Source organism: Pseudomaricurvus sp. ABR4_320 (assembly GCF_056159445.1).
The window spans coordinates 255,313-273,477 of record NZ_JBSWVF010000003.1; the positions used below are offsets into that span (position 1 = coordinate 255,313).

At 52.8% G+C, this 18,165-nt stretch carries 16 protein-coding genes; 10 read left to right on the forward strand and 6 right to left on the reverse strand.

All coding sequences use genetic code 11. The features are described 5' to 3' along the window. Positions 1-115 precede the first annotated feature (115 nt). Positions 116-2,917 (reverse strand): TonB-dependent receptor, encoded by a 2,802-nt coding sequence (locus ACXAFR_RS07355; RefSeq protein WP_475174647.1) that lies wholly within the window; start codon positions 2,915-2,917, stop codon positions 116-118. A 219-nt stretch (positions 2,918-3,136) separates the two neighbouring features. Between ACXAFR_RS07355 and ACXAFR_RS07360 the strand changes: the two genes are divergently transcribed. Then, positions 3,137-3,541, forward strand: coding sequence for a ketosteroid isomerase-related protein (locus ACXAFR_RS07360; protein WP_475174651.1), 405 nt, complete (start codon positions 3,137-3,139; stop codon positions 3,539-3,541). 23 nt (positions 3,542-3,564) lie between these two features. Here the strand turns inward: ACXAFR_RS07360 and ACXAFR_RS07365 are convergent, their stop codons facing one another. The 5 genes from ACXAFR_RS07365 to ACXAFR_RS07385 form a co-directional block, all read right to left on the reverse strand. After that, positions 3,565-3,990 (reverse strand): TOBE domain-containing protein, encoded by a 426-nt coding sequence (locus ACXAFR_RS07365; RefSeq protein ID WP_475174656.1) that lies wholly within the window; start codon positions 3,988-3,990, stop codon positions 3,565-3,567. 5 nt (positions 3,991-3,995) lie between these two features. Then, on the reverse strand, positions 3,996-4,838 hold the full coding sequence (locus ACXAFR_RS07370) for a sulfurtransferase (protein ID WP_475174659.1): 843 nt from the start codon (positions 4,836-4,838) through the stop codon (positions 3,996-3,998). Further along, positions 4,835-5,878: a CobW family GTP-binding protein gene (locus tag ACXAFR_RS07375; protein WP_475174665.1), complete on the reverse strand. Its 1,044-nt coding sequence runs from the start codon at positions 5,876-5,878 to the stop codon at positions 4,835-4,837. The genes ACXAFR_RS07370 and ACXAFR_RS07375 overlap by 4 nt, the downstream gene beginning before the upstream one ends. An 88-nt stretch (positions 5,879-5,966) precedes the next feature. Continuing rightward, a complete protein-coding gene (locus tag ACXAFR_RS07380) occupies positions 5,967-6,428 on the reverse strand; it encodes a DUF3237 domain-containing protein (protein ID WP_475174668.1) in 462 nt (153 codons plus the stop codon). Between the two features lie 113 nt (positions 6,429-6,541). Continuing rightward, on the reverse strand, positions 6,542-6,871 hold the full coding sequence (locus ACXAFR_RS07385; RefSeq protein ID WP_475174671.1) for a TfoX/Sxy family protein: 330 nt from the start codon (positions 6,869-6,871) through the stop codon (positions 6,542-6,544). Positions 6,872-6,911: 40 nt separating this feature from the next. Between ACXAFR_RS07385 and ACXAFR_RS07390 the strand changes: the two genes are divergently transcribed. From ACXAFR_RS07390 to ACXAFR_RS07430, 9 genes are read left to right on the forward strand one after another with little or no spacing between them, the layout of a single operon-like run. Then, positions 6,912-7,913 (forward strand): ExeA family protein, encoded by a 1,002-nt coding sequence (locus ACXAFR_RS07390; RefSeq protein ID WP_475174676.1) that lies wholly within the window; start codon positions 6,912-6,914, stop codon positions 7,911-7,913. Next, a complete protein-coding gene (gene mshL, locus ACXAFR_RS07395; protein ID WP_475174683.1) occupies positions 7,910-9,505 on the forward strand; it encodes a pilus (MSHA type) biogenesis protein MshL in 1,596 nt (531 codons plus the stop codon). Before ACXAFR_RS07390 ends, mshL begins: the two co-directional genes overlap by 4 nt. Then, positions 9,502-11,349: a tetratricopeptide repeat protein gene (locus ACXAFR_RS07400; RefSeq protein ID WP_475174688.1), complete on the forward strand. Its 1,848-nt coding sequence runs from the start codon at positions 9,502-9,504 to the stop codon at positions 11,347-11,349. The genes mshL and ACXAFR_RS07400 overlap by 4 nt, the downstream gene beginning before the upstream one ends. Next, the gene (locus ACXAFR_RS07405; RefSeq protein WP_475174693.1) at positions 11,346-13,037 is read left to right on the forward strand and encodes a GspE/PulE family protein; all 1,692 of its coding nucleotides are present in this window, start codon (positions 11,346-11,348) and stop codon (positions 13,035-13,037) included. Before ACXAFR_RS07400 ends, ACXAFR_RS07405 begins: the two co-directional genes overlap by 4 nt. Continuing rightward, positions 13,034-14,239 carry a type II secretion system F family protein gene (locus ACXAFR_RS07410; protein WP_475174696.1) on the forward strand — a complete coding sequence of 402 codons (1,206 nt, stop codon included), beginning with the start codon at positions 13,034-13,036 and terminating at the stop codon, positions 14,237-14,239. The genes ACXAFR_RS07405 and ACXAFR_RS07410 overlap by 4 nt, the downstream gene beginning before the upstream one ends. Beyond that, a complete protein-coding gene (locus ACXAFR_RS07415) occupies positions 14,236-15,954 on the forward strand; it encodes a hypothetical protein (protein ID WP_475174698.1) in 1,719 nt (572 codons plus the stop codon). Before ACXAFR_RS07410 ends, ACXAFR_RS07415 begins: the two co-directional genes overlap by 4 nt. Then, on the forward strand, positions 15,951-16,565 hold the full coding sequence (locus tag ACXAFR_RS07420) for a hypothetical protein (RefSeq protein WP_475174703.1): 615 nt from the start codon (positions 15,951-15,953) through the stop codon (positions 16,563-16,565). The genes ACXAFR_RS07415 and ACXAFR_RS07420 overlap by 4 nt, the downstream gene beginning before the upstream one ends. Then, positions 16,562-17,092 (forward strand): hypothetical protein, encoded by a 531-nt coding sequence (locus tag ACXAFR_RS07425; RefSeq protein WP_475174706.1) that lies wholly within the window; start codon positions 16,562-16,564, stop codon positions 17,090-17,092. Before ACXAFR_RS07420 ends, ACXAFR_RS07425 begins: the two co-directional genes overlap by 4 nt. Beyond that, complete coding sequence (locus ACXAFR_RS07430) at positions 17,089-18,150, forward strand: hypothetical protein (protein WP_475174709.1); 1,062 nt, start codon at positions 17,089-17,091, stop codon at positions 18,148-18,150. Before ACXAFR_RS07425 ends, ACXAFR_RS07430 begins: the two co-directional genes overlap by 4 nt. Positions 18,151-18,165 lie beyond the last annotated feature (15 nt).

Consider the following 18,165-nt stretch of genomic DNA (forward strand, 5'->3'; position numbering starts at 1 on the left):
TCATGTCAGAAACCAATCATTGCGATGTTCAGAGAGACTCAATAGCGATAAAAAAAATATTGTACTGCTGATCTAAAGGACAGACGCGCCTCCACTCACGTCAAAATCTCAACGACTAAAAGTTGGCACGAAGACCAAAAAGAATTTCCGTACCCGTCGCGTTATATTCCCGCACCAAATTCATATCACCCAATGGACCTGTGGTATAAAGGCGCTCTTCTTCATTGGTCAGATTGATCACTTCCAAGGTCGCCTTCAAAGATTCAGTAACATTCCAGAATGCTGACAGATCGACTCGTGTGGGACCTGTCGTCGCGTGTGAGGCGTTACCATTGGAACCCGTTTGATCCGTAACATAATCGTCCCGATCATTAACCACGACACGTGCACCGAACAAATCGTTTTCGTAATAAACGCCAGCGTTGTAACTGTTTTCTGACAACCCTTCGAGCGACCCGACAACCCCGTTGCCAAACTCAGCTTCCGATTCCACATGGGTGTAATTGGCAAATACACCAATTCCCGGAAAGATAAAATCCAACGCGTGCTGATAACCAATTTCATAGCCATCCAAATCGGCACCCTCACCGTTAACACTCGTGGTGATATTCCAATCGGTACTGTCTGGAGAGATGACACTGGGATCGTAAAGTGGACTGGTCGGATCATACTCAGGCCGTGCGGCAACGATGGCATAGACGTCATCCGGCAGCGGTTGATTCTGTATCGTCTCACCCGTAATAAAGCTCTCAATGTCTTTATGAAAAAAGGTCAGACTGAGCAAAGACTCATCGGCAAAATACCATTCGACACCGGCATCTATAGAGTTGGCGCGCACCGGCTCCAGATCCGGATTGCCCACACTGACATTCCCATTAATTGGCGTCACACTGACAGAGCCGGCGAGACCGCCAAGTCCCGGACGGGAAATATTGCGTCCCATACTCAGTCGTAAGAGAACATTTTCCATCGTCTCCCAGACCATATTTAACGACGGCAGATACTCGGTGTAATCTTGAGAAAATTGCGTGGCCACATATCCGCCCAAACCATCGGGCGCCACTCCCTCCGAACTCAATTTGGTTTTCACAACGCGCAGCCCGGCGTTGACAGTGAAGGGTTTTCCGAGAAGTTCAGTCTCAACTTCTGCCTCCACGTAGGCACCCAACGTTTTTTCTTCAATATCAAACGTTGCCGGATCTTCGAGATTAATTTCAAAAGAACCCGCGTTAAACTGATCAATTGCCGTTCCGAAATCTGCAACCAGCCAGTCCGTGGGAAATCCCGAAGGCGAATCGACAATATCTCCGTAATTATCAACCACCTGACTCAGACGACGTGTATTTTCCTCGGTAACAGCGATGGAAGCGGTATCCGCAATACCGACAGGATCACCTAACTTGGAATCTACAGTACGTCGATTCCAAATCACGCCAGTGCGAACAACTGAATTATCCCCCATGGCCTCTAAATCCAGGCGAAAGGTGTCATTTTCCCGATTGACTTCATCAAGCCTGAACACAGGCCCGGTAAATTCATAGTTAGCCGTATCGAGAATGTCGAAACCGTAACTCATCGCCGCCATGTTACTGTCATCTTCAAAAGAGTAGCTGAAGGGATAACCTTCCAGCGCGGTCAGGTTGAATCGATACTGCTCTTCATGATGATCTGACTCTGCGCGACCGTACATGGCTTTAAGCGTGACGGAATCAGTAAGATCGTAACGCCCGTTGATAACCGTCTGCAGAAAGTCGGTTTCACTGAACTGTCCCCGACTTTCCGAACGCGGCTGAACGTTATCAAAGGTCGCGGCAGTAATACGGCGTCCCGAAGGATCCAGCGTGACTTCCGTGGGTGAAATACTGTCCTGAAGATTTCGAAATTGAGCAAAATAATTGTAGGAAGTCACATCGGCTTCCAATTTGGAACCGACCAGATCGAACCCTAACTCCATGCGCTCTTGCGGTCGCCACTGTAAGGACAAGGTGTACCCAGTACGATCTTGCTCACGATTGAAAGAATCCATTCTTGGTAGGCGGGGATGCCACATATAATCCAACTGCTGCGCCCCATCAATGGCCTCACCGGGATAATTCGCAGAGGGATTCGGCGTGCCATTGATCACGACATCAGCATCGGTTCCAACCCAGGAACGCCCCCCATTATCAAATGGCGATGTCCATCGCACCGTGCCAAAACCTTCCTGATGTACGGTTCGCTCAGAATAGGTAACCGCTGCAAGAACACCAAAGGTATCGTCAGCAAAGGTTTGACTAAACAGCGCCGACATACGGGGATCCAACTCATCGGCATCGTAATTCAAAGAACCCTGTGCGCTTAAACTCACGGTTCGACCCGGCTGATCAAAGGGCTTACGGGAATAAAGCTCTACGGTTGACGCGAGCCCACCTTCTTCTATATGAGCAACAGAACTTTTATTGATGGTGATCCGATTAAACAGCTCGGCACCAAAAACGTTAAAGTCAAAATCTCGCCCACGATTTACGCCGCCCGAAGAATCCAACCCACCTGTACTGGCGGGCACTTCCATACCGTTCAATGTTGTTCGGGTAAAGCCTGGCCCCAGCCCGCGCACCGTAATATTGCGCCCCTCCCCACCTTCACGGGTAATCGCAACGCCGGGCACTCTCTGCAAGGACTCTGCGAGATTCAGATCTGGCATCTTGCCAATATCTTCTGCCACTATGCTGTCGGTTTGATGGGCCATTCCGCGTTTAAGTTCGCGGGCAGCTTCTAACGAGCGCCGATATCCAGTTACATTAATTTCTTCCAACATGGCGGGCGAAGACGTTTCATCTTCCTGTGCGCTCGCGGGTAAGGACACACCGGCAAGCGCCAAGTTCGCCATCAGGATACTGCGATTGAGAACAGATTGAGTTGGTTTATAAGATTCCATTGACACCCCGAATTATTAATTATTTTGGATGTGTGTCCGGCAGCCTCGCCTCTCCACGTGACAAAATTTTCGATGCCACCGGTCATTTAAGACTACCCCATAGTGCCACCGGTAGCAACTAGAAGCGAAAAAATTGTCGCCCTCTCTCCTCGCACTGTCACCAAGCTGAAATGAAGCGCATAATATTCAGTAACTTCAACAAAGAATAAGAGACAAAAGATGCAAAAAGAGACAGAGGCCTTACTCGAAAATTACTATGCCGCGTTTAATCGTGGGGATATGCAGGACTTTTTGAAATTGCTCACGGATGATGTTATTCACGACATCAACCAGGGCGAGAGAGAAATTGGCCAGTCAGCATTTGCAGATTTTATGTCGCGAATGAACCACCACTACAAAGAACAACTTTCGGACATCGCCATAATGGTTAATGGTGATGGCAGCCGAGCAGCGGCCGAATTTACAGTACACGGAGAATATGTCGCTACCGACAGCGGACTTCCTGAGGCCAAGGGCCAAACCTACACATTACCTGCCGGCGCATTTTTTGAAGTTAAAGACGGTAAAATCGCGCGCATCAGTAACTTCTACAATCTGCAGGATTGGATTACCCAGGTAAGCTGACACGTCAGCTCACGAAACCCGTATCAGAACGACATTAATACAACGGATGAGGCGCTGAACAACGCACAGCAGTCGGCGCCTTCTGCGAGACCTAAAGATTGTAGGCATCCCCTCGTTACACCGACCACCAAAGACCCGCCACACGCCAGCGATAACGTCACCTGGTCACGAACCGCGCCCGCCTGAATACCCTTGATGACTGCGGCCAGTCGATTGCTGACACTGACGGCAGCCTCTCTGCCCGGCGCGATCATAATATGGCTGGCATCAATCAGCGCCCATGCCTTATCTCCCGATATCAACCCGAGTTGCTGAAGCGCCGCATTGGTGATGTTTGCCGAAAGTCGAGTACCGTCATCCAGTACCAAGAGCACATCCGCATTAACGGCGCCAGGACGCAGTTCTGCAACCCGCCCTAATAGTTGGTTGCGAGCGCTGGTGTCAGGCAAGGCACTTATCCTTTCTCGACGGGCACATCAGGACGCGCGCCCCATTCTGCCCAGGAACCGTCGTAGAGACTCAACAAAGGATAATCACAAACTGCCGCGCCCAGCATCAATATGCAGGCGGTAACACCCGAGCCGCAGGAGAAAACCAGTCGATCAGTAACTTCTGCCCCCAACTGCTCAAAGATGGCCTTTAATTCGTCTTTGGATTTGTAACCGTCACCGTCTAGAAGGTCTGCGAAAGGCAAACTGCAAGAGCCGGGAATGTGGCCGCTGCGCAAGCCGGGTCTTGGTTCTGGGGCCGTGCCCGCAAAACGCCCCGCGGAGCGTGCATCAAAAATTTTCGTTGCCCCATCATCCAGGGCAGATAAAACATCCGGCAGCAGATAAACAGCTTCCGCTTGCAACTGACAATGAAGAGCATCCGCAGAAGATTCAGGATGTGAGTGCTCTGTCACTACAGGCCGCTGCTCTGCGAGCCAGCGCGGCAAACCGCCATCGAGAACAAAAACCTGCGTAAAACCAAACGCCCGTAAGATCCACCACGCCCTTGGAGCGGAGTAAATGCCCTGATTGTCGAAGAGAACCAGGCGCGAGCGGGAAGAAATACCCAAACGCTGACAAGCCACAGCCACCTGCTCTGGACGAGGAAACGCGTGTACCTGCTCACTGCTGAGATCGCAAAACTCCGTTTCCAGATCCAGCTTCAAACTGCCCGGGATCGTCAGTAGCGAGTCGTATTTCAGTGGCTCGCGTCCAATAACGTTTTCAACACTTGCATCCAGCAACAGTAGGTCGTCATCGTGCAGATGCGCGGCAAGCCACTCTGTGGTAACCAGTGGTGAACTCAATTTACCTCTCCTTCTTCTGTATTTTTACGGGCCAACTCTCTCAGCTGCGCGTCAATCAATTTCCAATCGGTGGCAGACAGCGCGATCATTTCAACGGCGCTGACCCCATCATCCGGCGCCTGAGCGCTGTCCCAACGCGAGTGTTCACGCATCCGGTTAACCGTGTACCAACCATCATTGGTTTGCACAATGCCCTTAATACGAGGCACCTCAAGCTCCATCAGCAGTGATTCCAAACCGGTAAATGTAAACACCCAATTTTTGGGAAACAGCCAACCACAGCCAAAGGCTTCAGCATTTTCATTTTCACGGCGAATCACGCCTTCCGCATCGGCAACCAGAGGTTCTGTAACCTCACCAGTATCCTCAGCATGATGATGGTGGTGGTGTTCGTGATGATGATGATGAGCCACACCCCCAGACGGCTGCCGTGTCAGCGACAACCATGCAGGATCAATGGCGCCATCAGCAATCGCCGTCACCAGAGCCTTTTCCCCCAGGCGCTCGACAAAGCGATAGAAGGCGGCCAACTCCTCCTCTGAAGCCACATCGGCCTTACTGACCAACAGGACATCCGCCAATTCGATCTGCTCGGTAAACGTCGGCAACTCCAGAATTTCCGGACGGGTAATGCTCCAGGGATCAACCAGACAGACAGTGGCCTGCAGTTGCAGCAGCGATTTATACTCGACACTGCCGTACGTATTTAAAATGGTACGAGGTCGGGCAATGCCGCTGGGCTCGATCAAGATTCGATCGGGACGCTGGCGTCGAATCAGCTCGTTCAAAGCCACCTTCGACGGCAGATCACTGACACAACACATGCAGCCGCCAGCGACCTGTTTAACAGCGATACCATCCTGCTCAAACAGCGGGCCATCAATACCCACCTCGCCCATCTCATTAACAAGCACTGCCCAATGCTGGTCTGCAGGCTTGTGACGCAGCAGATGCCGTATCGCGGTAGTCTTGCCCGCACCGAGAAATCCCGTAATCAAATTGACCGGTATTTTCGATTCCTTGAAAGTGTCTGTTGTCATGGCCTTGTGTTCCGCTATCCATCGGATTTCAATGGGCAGAGAGTACCAGCGCTATCCGCAGACCACCAGCAACGACTTGCCTCCTTTTTTATAAGACCTTATAAAACCAGAGCCGAATCCCCTGGGCATAGCGGGCGCCAGCTGCAACAAAAATATAACGATTCAACCAATCATATTTGCCTTCTGGCGCTTTGAAGCGTGGGTTGGTGCGAAAATAATACAGAGCTGGATCAACATCGTCGCCCTGAGCCAATTTTGCAATGACATCCTCAGGGCCATGGCGAAGACCAAAGTTGTCGACCTGGATCAGCACACCGTCATCGGTCTCAATGGCGTAGGTCGCCTCAGCCTGAGTGACGCCGTCGGTGCGTGTGTACTGCCAGTCAGCGGCACCTGTTGAGACAAATTTGCCGCGAATGTCCGGCCCTTCGAAATGCCCATCCAATATCGGGATGATACGCCTCTGCCCCTCATAGGTTGGGCCAATCGTTAACGGTGGGGCCAATTTGCCGCCCGCCTCAAAAACGAATTGCAGTTGCGGTGTGATCATCGTTCTGTGCTCCATGATTCTTATCGTCTTTGGCGAAATACCATTCTGTCATAAGCACTCAGATATTAGCGGTATTGAAAGGTGAAACACCCCCTACCAATTTCAGCCATGGCCTACCTCTTCGTTCGGGAACGCAAGGCTGCTGCCAATGCCTTTTGTCCCCACGACACTGCAGCATCCTGGTCGTCAAAAATGTCTTCTGGCGCCTGATAAAAGGATAACGCGACACGTTTGCCCTGACGCGGATAACAAAATGGCTCCAGCCCCAGCTCGATAAAGTCTTGCCGAGAGCGTTCGTCCACCTTCAAGTACAGAAGATCATCCGACACCAACCCAAACATCAGGTCATCCAGAAAGAGACCATAGCCACCGAACATTCTCCGGGTTCGAACATCGCCCAGCGGTAGAAAAACGTCTATCAAACTGTCGCTGTATTCACTCATTTCACGCTCACCAATGTGCCCTATCAATAACCAGGACCTCGTGACAGCCAAATTCTGTCAATTTATGCAGTGTCGCCACTTCCTTCCTATACTCATTGGAGAATTTGCCGGTTTTCTGACCAACACCAGTAAACACCACATTGAGGGCGCCCAACATAACAATGGCGTTGCGAGTATGTACCACGAATTTTTTGGGTTAAATCGACCACCCTTCCGAATTACACCCGATCCACGCTTCTTCTTCCAAGGCTGTGATCGCGGCGCAATTCTGGAAGCCCTACGCTATGCCATCGCTCAGGGCGAAGGCATTATCAAAGTCGTGGGCGAAGTTGGCACCGGAAAAACCATGATCTGTCGCATGCTTCCTCAAGCAGGAAACCTGCCCGTGGACTGGGTCTATCTCGCCCACCCCGGACTATCACCAGAGCACTCGCTGCACGCCATCGCACGCGAGCTAGGCGTGACCGTCACCAGTACCGAAGACAAACTCACCATCGTCGCCAGACTGCAAAAAATTCTCTTGGAAAGACACGCCAGAGGTCGCCAGGTCGTCGTACTTATTGAAGAAGCCCAGGGCATGCCGTTAGAGACTCTGGAAGAAATTCGACTGCTGAGCAACCTGGAAACCGAAGAAGAAAAGCTCATGCAAATCGTCCTGTTCGGACAACCAGAGTTGGATGACAACCTCGCCAATGTATCGATTCGCCAATTGCGTGAGCGCATCACCCAGGCCTTCTATCTATCCCCTTTGGCCAAAGCAGATATCCGAACCTATCTGGATCACCGTTTACGCGCAGCCGGATATACCGGCCCTGAATTGTTCACGCCCCGCACCATTCGCCTGATCAATCGTTATTCTCAGGGGCTAGTGCGGCGCGTCAATATCCTTGCGGACAAAGCTTTGCTGCGCGCGTTCAGCCAGGGTCGCCATACCCTCAAAAGTGGCGACATCCGTGGCGCCGCCCGCGACAGTCAATTTACACCGCCAGCAGGCTTCCGCTTCTGGCGAGCGACACCCACGGCTACGGGAGCCCGTCTGTGAAATTGAGATATGCACCGCTCCTGCCGGTCGTTTTGCTGAGCGCCTGCGAGAATCTGCAACCGGATCAACACGTATCCGATGGTCATTTAAAGGCGGAAAGTCATGCTCGCGAGCAAGACATTCCCGCCGCCGTGACGTCTGGCCCCGCGCTCCCTATACCGGAACCCGCCCGAACCGAACCCACGCACACGGTTGTCGTACACGACGTGCCGGTCAAGGAACTTCTGTTTTCACTCTCCCGCGATGCCGAACTCAATCTGGATATTGACGAAGACGTCAGCGGCAAGGTGACGCTCAACGCGGTGGAACAACCGCTGCCCGCCATTCTCGAACGAATTGCCGAAATGGCGGGATTGACCTACGAAGTTAAAAACCAGGTATTGCGAGTCAAAAAAGATCTCCCCATTCCACGCCACTATCGCATCGACTACCTCAACATGAGTCGCACCAGCAAAGGTCTAGTCAGTGTCTCGACGGAAATTGGCTCAACGGGATCCGAGGGTGAGTCCAGCAGCGGCGGCAATAGCTCCGGCACCTCTCTGGAAAACACTTCAGAATTCGACTTGTGGACAGCGTTAGAAACCAATATCGCCGCCATTCTTCAGGAGAATTCCGGCGATTCCAGCCCGGGCAAATCCGACAACATTGTTGTGAATCGTGAAACTGGCGTGGTGCTGGTGCGGGCGACCCATCAACAGCACAGGGAAATTCAGGCTTTCATAAACGAAATCAGTCAAAGCAGTCAGCGCCAGGTTTTAATTGAAGCGACCATTGCCGAAGTCCGTTTGAAAAATCGCTATCAAGCCGGGATCGACTGGTCTGTCATTAACAATAATGGTGGCAGCGGTGTCGGTGCGGGCCAGACCGTCACAGATATCTCTCTGAATGACACGCCGACCTTTGCTCTGTCTTATACCGACGCAGATCTCGCAGGAAATCTACTGCAGACAACGCTAAGCGCTCTGGAAACCTTTGGCGACGTCAGCATTATGTCCAGCCCAAAAGTAATGGCACTGAACAACCAGACAGCCATGCTGAAAGTCGTCGACAACCTCGTGTATTTCACCATCGACGTCACCATTGAAGACGGAGTTACCGACAACAACGGCAACAGCACCCTGTTCGCCACCTACGAAACGGAAATCAACACCGTCCCCGTGGGTTTCGTCATGAGTGTCACGCCCTACATCAGCAAAGATCAAACGGTCACTCTCAATCTGAGACCGACAATTTCCCGGGTTATCGATTACGCCCGCGATCCCAGTCCAGCGCTGGCGCAAGTGAATGTGGTCAGCGAAATCCCCGTGATTCAGGTACGCGAAGTGGAATCTGTACTTCGCGTCAACAGTGGCGACATCGCTGTCATGGGTGGTCTCATGCAGGATGAAATTAACAACAACCAACAGGGCATTCCCCTATTGGGACGCCTGCCTCTACTTGGACCTCTGTTTCGTTACGAAGATGATCTGAGTGAAAAAACAGAACTGGTAGTGTTCATCAAACCCATCGTTATCAATCACGCCAGTCTCGATGGCGATCTGAAAGACTATCGTGACTACCTGCCGGATACGCTGCGGAATTTGCGCCCATGAGTTTGCTGTTGGATGCGCTGAAAAACGCCGCGGAAAAAAAACAGACGGCAGGTCAAACTGACGAACAGGTCGACTCGCGCCTGGATTTGCAAAGTGATGATTCGCTGGAACTTATTGAAACAGCGTCACCACCGCCGACACTGCCAGCCATCGATACAAACGAACTCAATGCGATCGCCGACGAGTTTGATCTCAGCCACGATAACGAGGCAACAGAGACACCTCCACTGCCCTCACCCGATCCAGAATTATTGGATATGGATCTCCAGAACCTGGAAGAGTCAGAAAAACACGACCCCTTCCATCGTGAATCAGAGCCCGCCCCTGCAGATCTGCCAACAGAAGATACGCTTGTAGAGGCACAGGAAGCGAGCTTTTTAGCGCTGGAGCCAGAACTCATGGCCGTATCCAGCAGCGAAGAAGAGTCTGAGCCGGCGTCGTTACCCCAACAAGCCGAGCGGACCTCTCTTATTGAGCCCGCCGAGTGGCACCCTAAGTGGACAGAAGCCGACTTTCGGGAAATGCCAGAAGAGAGCGACGCTGAAAATACAGCACCTGCTGAGAATGGCAATGACTTTTCACTTGACGCCAGTCCTAACACACCTCAACCACTGGCTGCCGAAGAGCACACACATGGCGCTCACGACTCGATGCGCCGAGAACACAACGAAGCCCCCCCTTCTTCCCAAGAGGAAGTCACCGACGAACCGTTAACACCACCAGAAAAACCACTCGCTATGGTGGAACAGCCGGAAGAGAAACATCCGGAAGCAGCCGCTGCGGTAACAACCCTCCTTCAAGCTAGCGATAACGCTGCCCGCAAAGAAGGACTGAATAAAGGCATATTTTTTTGTATTTTGGCGCTGGCGATCATCGCTCTGCTGACCACCTACTATCTACTGCTTTTAAACAATCGCGCCAACCAGCCAGCTGTTGACCCAACAATCGGACTGACCGAGCCCGCCGACATGCCGGTACTCAGTGAGCAACTGCAAGAGATCGTTCCAACTTCAGCCGACACAATTTCAAAACCTGTTTTCGCGGAGACTAGCACCGCGCCAACGGCGGCATCGAGCACACCCGTTCCCAGCACATCCACGCCAAAAGCAGAGTCGCCAGCCCTAGCACAAGCAGAGGCAACGCCAGTTGCTACTCCTCCAGTTCAAACCGCAGAGCCCACAACAGCCCCACGCCAGTCCACAGCAGACGTTCAGAGCTCCGGTAGAACAACAACGATCTTGCGTCGCGAAGCTCCGCAAATTACACCGCTCTCTGCGGCAATCCAATCAGGCTACCAGGCATATCAACAAGGTGATATCGACTCGGCGGAACGCTGGTATCGAGAAGCTTTGGCATTGGATGACCGCTCTCGCGATGCCCTGCTGGGTGCTGCAGCAGTCGCTGCACGTCGCGGCGACAATGCCAGCGCGCTGAGGTATTACCAACGTCGTCTTGCCGCCGATCCGCGCGACGAATACGCCCGCGCCGGCATTCTCTCCGTCGCACAGCAGACAAACGACAGCTCACTGCTCTCTTCGATTCAGACATTACAACAAGACCATCCAGAAGCCGCCCATCTGCACTTTATGAAAGGCGGTGTCTACGCCAAACAAGGACAGTGGGCCGCCGCCCAGGAAGCGTATTTTGCAGCCTTCCAGGCGGATAGCTCGCAAGCAGACTATGCCTTCAACCTGGCCGTTGCCCTGGATCATATGAACCAGCCTCAGGCCGCTGCGAGCTATTACCAGCGGGCACTGGCATTAGCACCGACCAGCGCCAGTAGCTTTACCCCTGCGGATTTATCTCGCCGCCTGCAACAGCTGCAGGCTGGGGAGCAGCCATGACAGCACGGATGCGCCTCGGCGACCGGCTGATTGACGGGGGTATCATCACCCCCGATCAGCTGACCATTGCCATTACCGAGCAAAAAAAGAGCGGCAATCCTCTCGGCCAATGCCTGATCAATCTGGGGTTTGTTACTGAATCGGTCATGCGCGACGCCCTTGGGGAATCCTTGGGCAAGCAAAGTATCGATCTGTCGAAAGAAACTCCGGATCCCGATGCCGTTGCATTGATCGACAAAGACACGGCAACACGCTTTAACGTTTTACCCATCAGCTTTGACGCTCGCGAACTGATCTTGCGCCTAGCGACAACAGACCCAGACAACGTCCATGTTCTAGACCGGATACGCGCGTCACTCAACAACCGTATCGCTCTGGAGCCGGTCCTCGCCACCGAAGGTGAAATTCGTACAGCCATCGATCAGTTTTACGGCTATGAATTGTCTGTTGATGGAATTCTGCGTGAAATCGAAACCGGTGAAGTCGACTACCGCACCATAAACACCGAAACCGACGAGTACAGCCAACCCCTGGTGCGACTGGTGGACGCCATTCTCACCGACGCCGTAAAACGGGAAGCCTCGGACATTCATTTCGAACCCGAGCAAGGTTTTTTAAGACTGCGCTATCGTATCGATGGTGTGTTGCGCCAGATTCGAGTCCTCCACAGGGATTATTGGTCCGCCATCGCCGTACGCGTTAAGGTGATGGCGGACCTCAATATCGCCGAAACCCGCTCCCCACAGGATGGACGAATCTCACTGAGAGTCAGCGGTCATACCATTGATTTTCGGGTTTCCGTGCAGCCGACAACTTACGGTGAGAATATTGTTCTGCGGGTACTGGATCGAGCCAAAGGTATCGTACCTTTAGAAAAGCTTGATCTGGAAGACGATGCTTTGCACTCACTAAAACTCATGATGAGTCGCCCGGAAGGTATTATTCTTGTCACCGGTCCGACCGGTAGTGGTAAAACCACCACACTCTATTCGATGCTGAATTTCCGCAAATCTGTGGAAATTAATATCATGACGCTGGAAGACCCGGTTGAATATCCAATGGATCTGATTCGTCAGACGTCCATCAACGAAGCCGCCAAAATGGATTTCGCCAGCGGTATCCGCTCACTGATGCGGCAGGATCCTGACGTTATTCTGGTGGGCGAGGTCAGAGATGAAGCCACGGCAGAAATGGCCTTCCGCGCAGCCATGACCGGCCACCAGGTGTATACCACGCTGCACACCAACTCCGCCCTTGGCGCGATTCCTCGTCTCCTCGATATCGGTGTCAAATCTGAGATTTTGGCCGGTAATATCATCGGCATAATCGGCCAACGACTGATTCGACAGCTCTGCGGCCACTGCCGTCAGCCAAGGCGCAGCGAAAGTTTTGAAGAGACGATTCTCGGAATCTCCGAGCCTGTCACCCTCTACACAGCCGTTGGCTGTGATCACTGCGGCGGCGCCGGCTATCGTGGGCGTAGCTCTATTCTGGAAATTCTGCGGATCAACGATGAGCTCGACGAACTGATCGCTCGACGTGCGCCACTTCACGAAATGCGAGCACTGCTAAAACAACAGGGATTCCGCACCATGGCAGACGACGGTGTGCGCCAGGTTCTGGCGGGTAAGACCACACTGGAGGAACTGAGCCGCGTCGTCGACCTGACCGTGAGACTGCAATCGTGAGTCAGTTCGCCTATCGGGCAGTCGATGCCAACGGCCATATCGTGCGCGGTCGCATGCAGGCCAACAATGAAATGGATATCGAGCTGCGACTGTCACGGCAGCAACAGGAGCTGATCAGCTGTAGGCCCATCAAGGCCAGAGGCACGCGTTGGCTGCGGCGGCGATTGAAGCGGCCCGAACTCATCAACATGGTGTTTCAACTGGAGCAGCTGACACGCTCTGGCGTACCGCTTCTCGATGGGCTGCGAGACCTGCGCGATATGGCACCGCCAGGCTATTTCCGCGATGTGATGAACAACATCGTTGAATCTATTGAAGGCGGCAAAACCTTTTCTGCGGCACTGGCTGAATTTCCCAACGATTTCGACTCGGTCTTTATTGCTCTGATTGAAATTGGTGAAGAATCTGGAGAACTGCCAAAAATTCTTGCCGACATGGGCAAAACCCTGCGCTGGACGGACGAGCTGGTCGCCGCAACCGTAAAAATCATCACCTATCCTGCCATTGTTGGTGTCGTAGTCCTCGCGGTCGCCGCGTTTTTGATGATATATCTGGTGCCCAAAATTCTGCCTTTTGTCGCGCAAATGGGAACGGAAATTCCCGCCTATACCACGGCTTTAATCGCCACCTCAGACTTTGTGATTCGCTTTTGGTGGATATTGCTGTGCCTGCCGTTTGTTATCATTTCCGCCATCAAAATTGCCGCCAGACGCAGCCGTAAAATTCGACTGCTGGTCGATGGAGCCAAACTGCGACTGCCACTCATCGGCGACATTATTTTTAAAATAAAGCTCGCACGACTCACCAGCTATATGGCGCTCCTCTATGCCTCTGGCATCACCGTATTGCGCTCGCTTGATATCTGCCAAGCCCTGGTGGGCAACACCCTTTTGGCGCAGGCAGTAAACGATGTTAGAGGGCGCATTGAGGAAGGCAAAACCATTAGCGAAAGCTTCGAATTATCCAAGCTCTTTCCCCCCTTGGTTATCCGCATGGTCAAGGTGGGCGAACAAACCGGTAAACTGGATGAGTCGCTGCTCAATGTCAGTTATTTCTTTAACCGCGAAGCCCAGGAACGAATCGATAAAATCGAACCGGCAATCAATCCCCTATTAACCGTGACGATGGGATTACTGCTGGGCTGGATTATGTTCTCAGTTTTGGGGCCCGTCTGGCAGGCGGTGGGGAGTATCGGCGCATGATGCAGCGCACACTTTCGATCACCGACACCTCGTTCAGCTTGCACGAATGGCAGGACAAGCAACTGCTCGGACGCCTGACGTTCGCCGCCACAGAGGAAGGCGAATCAGCACTCGTGGCGTACCTCAAGAATGCGCGCACCATGCCCATGGATATTATCGTCGACCTGCTGGAAGAGGATATACGCCGGGAGAGCATTCCCCACGTCGGAATAAAAGATCGACAGACCATCATTGCCCGAACGGTGAAGCGACTGCATCCGGACAATGACTTTGTCTACAGCAAGCGGATCTCAAAACCTAAGTCCAAATCCAAACCTGCTCAGGGAAAAACCGAACAAAAAGATGAAATACTCATGACGGCGCTCTCCTCAATGGGGCGACTGTCAGAGTGGCTGATGCGTCTCAGCAATGAAAAAACCGTCATCCGCCGCATCTACTCCCTACCCGTCCTCAGTCGACATCTGTTACCTCAGCTCAACTGTGGAAATAATTTGCTGCTGCTGACGCGTCAACAACAAGCACCCGAGACTTCGGTATCCATTCGCGAAACCTATTTTGACCATGGTGAAGTCTTCCTATCGCGCTTGGTGAAGCCACTGACAGGCCAAGATCATTTCGACAGCGAAGGCGGTGACTACCTTACCGAAGACGATGAGCAAGTGAGGCGCTTCCTCAGCAATCGCCGCATCATCGACTTTAATGAAGATCTGGAAGTTGTCTGCCTGGTGCCCAAAGCCCTGCAGGACGACGCGGTTCGCATCAGTCGCACCCGCAAGCGGCAATCATACAACTGCATCGCTCTGGAATGGTTGTTTGCCGGATACGGGCTGTCGGCTAAAGTTCCGCATACAGATATGGACGCCAGCACACTGTTTAGCTACCTGGCGTTATTCAAAGCGGATCACAAAGGTCACTACGGCACGGAACAGCAGCGACGCTTGTACCTGCGCGCCCGAATAGACGGCCACATGAGTCAGGCGGCACTGCTGGCGGGACTCTGCTGTCTGACGTTGGCGGGCGGCCTACTGCTGCACGCTGCGGAACTGCGCCGCCAATACCAGGACGCCGACCGCCAGGAAGGCTTGCTTTCAGCCTTTTACAGTGAACACTACGAGCCGATTGAAACTCAGCTCGAGAAGGCCGACCTAATGCTCGAGGCCAACCAGTTGGCCGCGAAAATTCGAACGGAAACAACCCTCTCTCCGGAAGTCTATCTCGTTCCCATATCGCGTATCCTGGCAAGGGGAGAATTCCGCGATCTGTGGCTGTCATCCATCAATTTTAAAAAACTGAGCGGCGATGACTTGCGAACCCTGCGCAATGAAATCTCTGAAATAGGACTTAATCCAGTTATTCGATCCGAAGACGAATACTACGAAGAGGAAGAAGAATACTACGAAGAGGATACGCAACCATCGTTGACACCGTCGCTGGTCATTCGGGGTTTTCTTTTTAGCGATAAACGCAATTACCGCGAGACAGTCGCTCTTATTCAGGAACTGACACTACACCTAAACCAGCTCCCTTTGGTAGAGGCGACCGGGCTGCGCCAGATACCCGTCGATGTGCGTCAGCCAAGACGCTTTGAAGATCGCCAGGGACTGATTGAAGACAATCGCTCAGACATTCAGAAAGATCGATTTGAACTGGTGCTGCTCCTCAAAACACCGTCGACTTCCGATACTGACGATCAGCTCGCGGACGCGCAACCATGAAACATATCTTCAGATCATTGCAGTGGCGAAAACACATTCCTGCGTTGGCATTCCTATTTATCTGCTTTCTTGCTGCCGTTGCCAGCGGCGTATTCCATTTTTCAGAATCGTCACAACTGGCAATGCGCTCAAACCTGTTAGACCAACAAAAGCGGACAAATCGTCGAGGAGACCAGGCATCTCACCTGTTGGATGAGCAGCTTCCGATCTATTATCGATTGAAAGACAGGCACATTCTCGGAGAACCGGATCGATTGCAATGGATTGAAACCTTGCGACGGCTTTCTAAAGAACTCAATTTGCCGGAACTCAAATTTCAACTCAAAGAAAGCCGACTTGCCGATGAAACCAGTAGCGTGTTTTACAACGGGCAACTCAAAATCCTAGAGACGCCGATGCAAGTGTCTTTCCGGCTCAACCACGAAGGTGAATTCATTACCGTTTTGCGGCAATTGAGTGATCGAGCAAATGGCCTTTTCAATGTGGAAAACTGCGATTTAAATCGTGAGGTTTCTGAGTTACCTCCGGTACGGAAGCTGCTCGTCGGAAATTGTGATCTGCGTTGGTACACGGTTGAAGACGTGGGCGCGGGGAGCTTTGCCAGTCGATGATAACGCTAAAACCCCATATTCTGATTTCTTTGTCATGGTCGGTGATACTCGCGGCCAGCGGCAATCAATGCCTCGCCGACAGTGCCACGGTCGAAACCAATCCCCCCACTCTGGGCAGGTTATTCTACAGCTATGCCGAGCGCCGGACACTCTCACACACCAAGCTTGGTGAAAGCGGCGAAAGCAAAATGGGAGAAGCCCAGCAAGATGACAGCAGGCTGGAATTTTCCGGCTTTATCATGCGTGCCGATGGCAGCTACCAAGTCTGGATCAATGGCCGCAGTCAACTCAGTCCGAATGGCGCTCCAGTGAGATACGGTCGTCCGGATAAACGCACGCAAAGCGCTCGCTTGTACCTGGAAGATGCCAGTATCGAATTAAAACCCGGGCAGGTATGGCTGGAGACCCAGGGCAAAATTCAGGAGGCCTATCAGGCACCTGCTGCCAATCAAACAAAAACACCGGCGTCCACCGAAGACGCAATCACTCCGCCTGAAGCGACATCTGCCGATACAGACTCACAATGATTGGTCATCGCCCACAGCAAGGCATCGCACTGCTTGTTATTCTGACAATGCTCGCTGCGACGATGACCGTTGTGGCAATAACAGCTCTGTCGCTCAATCAGCTACGCGGTCAAAATCAGCAGCTGGATGCCCGGCGCCTGGCGCTAATCAAAGAAGCACTGATCGGCTATGCGCTAGCACAGCAACCGCCAGGCACACTGCCTTGCCCCGATAGTGATTTTCCCCCGGATGGACTTGCCGACGGCACAGCCGGAGGCTGTCAAAATCGTCGCGGTTGGCTGCCCTGGCGAACGCTCAGTCTCACGGATCAGTACGACAGTTCTGGCGTGCGCTTTTGGTACGCCGTAGATCCGGCGCATACCGCGTTATCCTCACTCCAACGCAACAGTGATTTGCAACCGTCTCTCACCTTGGACGGTATGCCGATGGTCGCTGTTGTAGTAGCAGCCGGATACGACATCAACGGCCAGGATCGCTCCTCAGGCAACGCCAATCGTTGGCTGGAAGACATTAACGGTGACGCCAACCAAGACACCTATGCACGCAGCAACAGCAGCGACGCTAACGATATTCTGCTCGGCATTGCGCCCAACGATTTTTGGCCCCTGATGGAACAACAAGTGTTGCTGCCGGAGGTTGATCATTGGCTGGAGGATTGGCGTACCCGCTGTGGCAGCTATCCTTGGGCCAGCCCATTTGGCAGTACACCCGCCAACAGCCAAAACAATCTGACTCAGGGCGGGCTGCCAGTATCCAGTCCTCAGCCCACCTGCGCCAACGCGCCCAGCTTGGCAAGCTGGGTAGAGCAACACTGGGACCGACAACTCTACTACCAGTTCTGCACCAGTGGCACTTGCCTCACCATTAACGGAGACAAAAACCTAAACGCCCGACGAGTCGTCATGGCGCCTGGCGCTCCGCTCGCGGGGCAAAATCGCCCCTCCTCACAACTCAGTGACTATTATGAAGAGGACAATGCCCTGTCCAACGATCAGTTTGAGCTGCGCAACAAGGCGGGAACAACCATAAACGACCGAATTATCGCCCCGGAGTTTTGAGTGATAAGGATCTTT

Bases quoted from the DNA above. Each gene is read 5' to 3' on its own strand.
- ACXAFR_RS07355 (WP_475174647.1), bottom strand. From the start codon at position 2,917: ATGGAATCTTATAAACCAACTCAATCTGTTCTCAATCGCAGTATCCTG.
- ACXAFR_RS07360 (WP_475174651.1), top strand. From the start codon at position 3,137: ATGCAAAAAGAGACAGAGGCCTTACTCGAAAATTACTATGCCGCGTTT.
- ACXAFR_RS07375 (WP_475174665.1), bottom strand. From the start codon at position 5,878: ATGACAACAGACACTTTCAAGGAATCGAAAATACCGGTCAATTTGATT.
- ACXAFR_RS07380 (WP_475174668.1), bottom strand. From the start codon at position 6,428: ATGATCACACCGCAACTGCAATTCGTTTTTGAGGCGGGCGGCAAATTG.
- ACXAFR_RS07385 (WP_475174671.1), bottom strand. From the start codon at position 6,871: ATGAGTGAATACAGCGACAGTTTGATAGACGTTTTTCTACCGCTGGGC.
- ACXAFR_RS07400 (WP_475174688.1), top strand. From the start codon at position 9,502: ATGAGTTTGCTGTTGGATGCGCTGAAAAACGCCGCGGAAAAAAAACAG.
- ACXAFR_RS07405 (WP_475174693.1), top strand. From the start codon at position 11,346: ATGACAGCACGGATGCGCCTCGGCGACCGGCTGATTGACGGGGGTATC.
- ACXAFR_RS07415 (WP_475174698.1), top strand. From the start codon at position 14,236: ATGATGCAGCGCACACTTTCGATCACCGACACCTCGTTCAGCTTGCAC.
- ACXAFR_RS07420 (WP_475174703.1), top strand. From the start codon at position 15,951: ATGAAACATATCTTCAGATCATTGCAGTGGCGAAAACACATTCCTGCG.
- ACXAFR_RS07425 (WP_475174706.1), top strand. From the start codon at position 16,562: ATGATAACGCTAAAACCCCATATTCTGATTTCTTTGTCATGGTCGGTG.
- ACXAFR_RS07430 (WP_475174709.1), top strand. From the start codon at position 17,089: ATGATTGGTCATCGCCCACAGCAAGGCATCGCACTGCTTGTTATTCTG.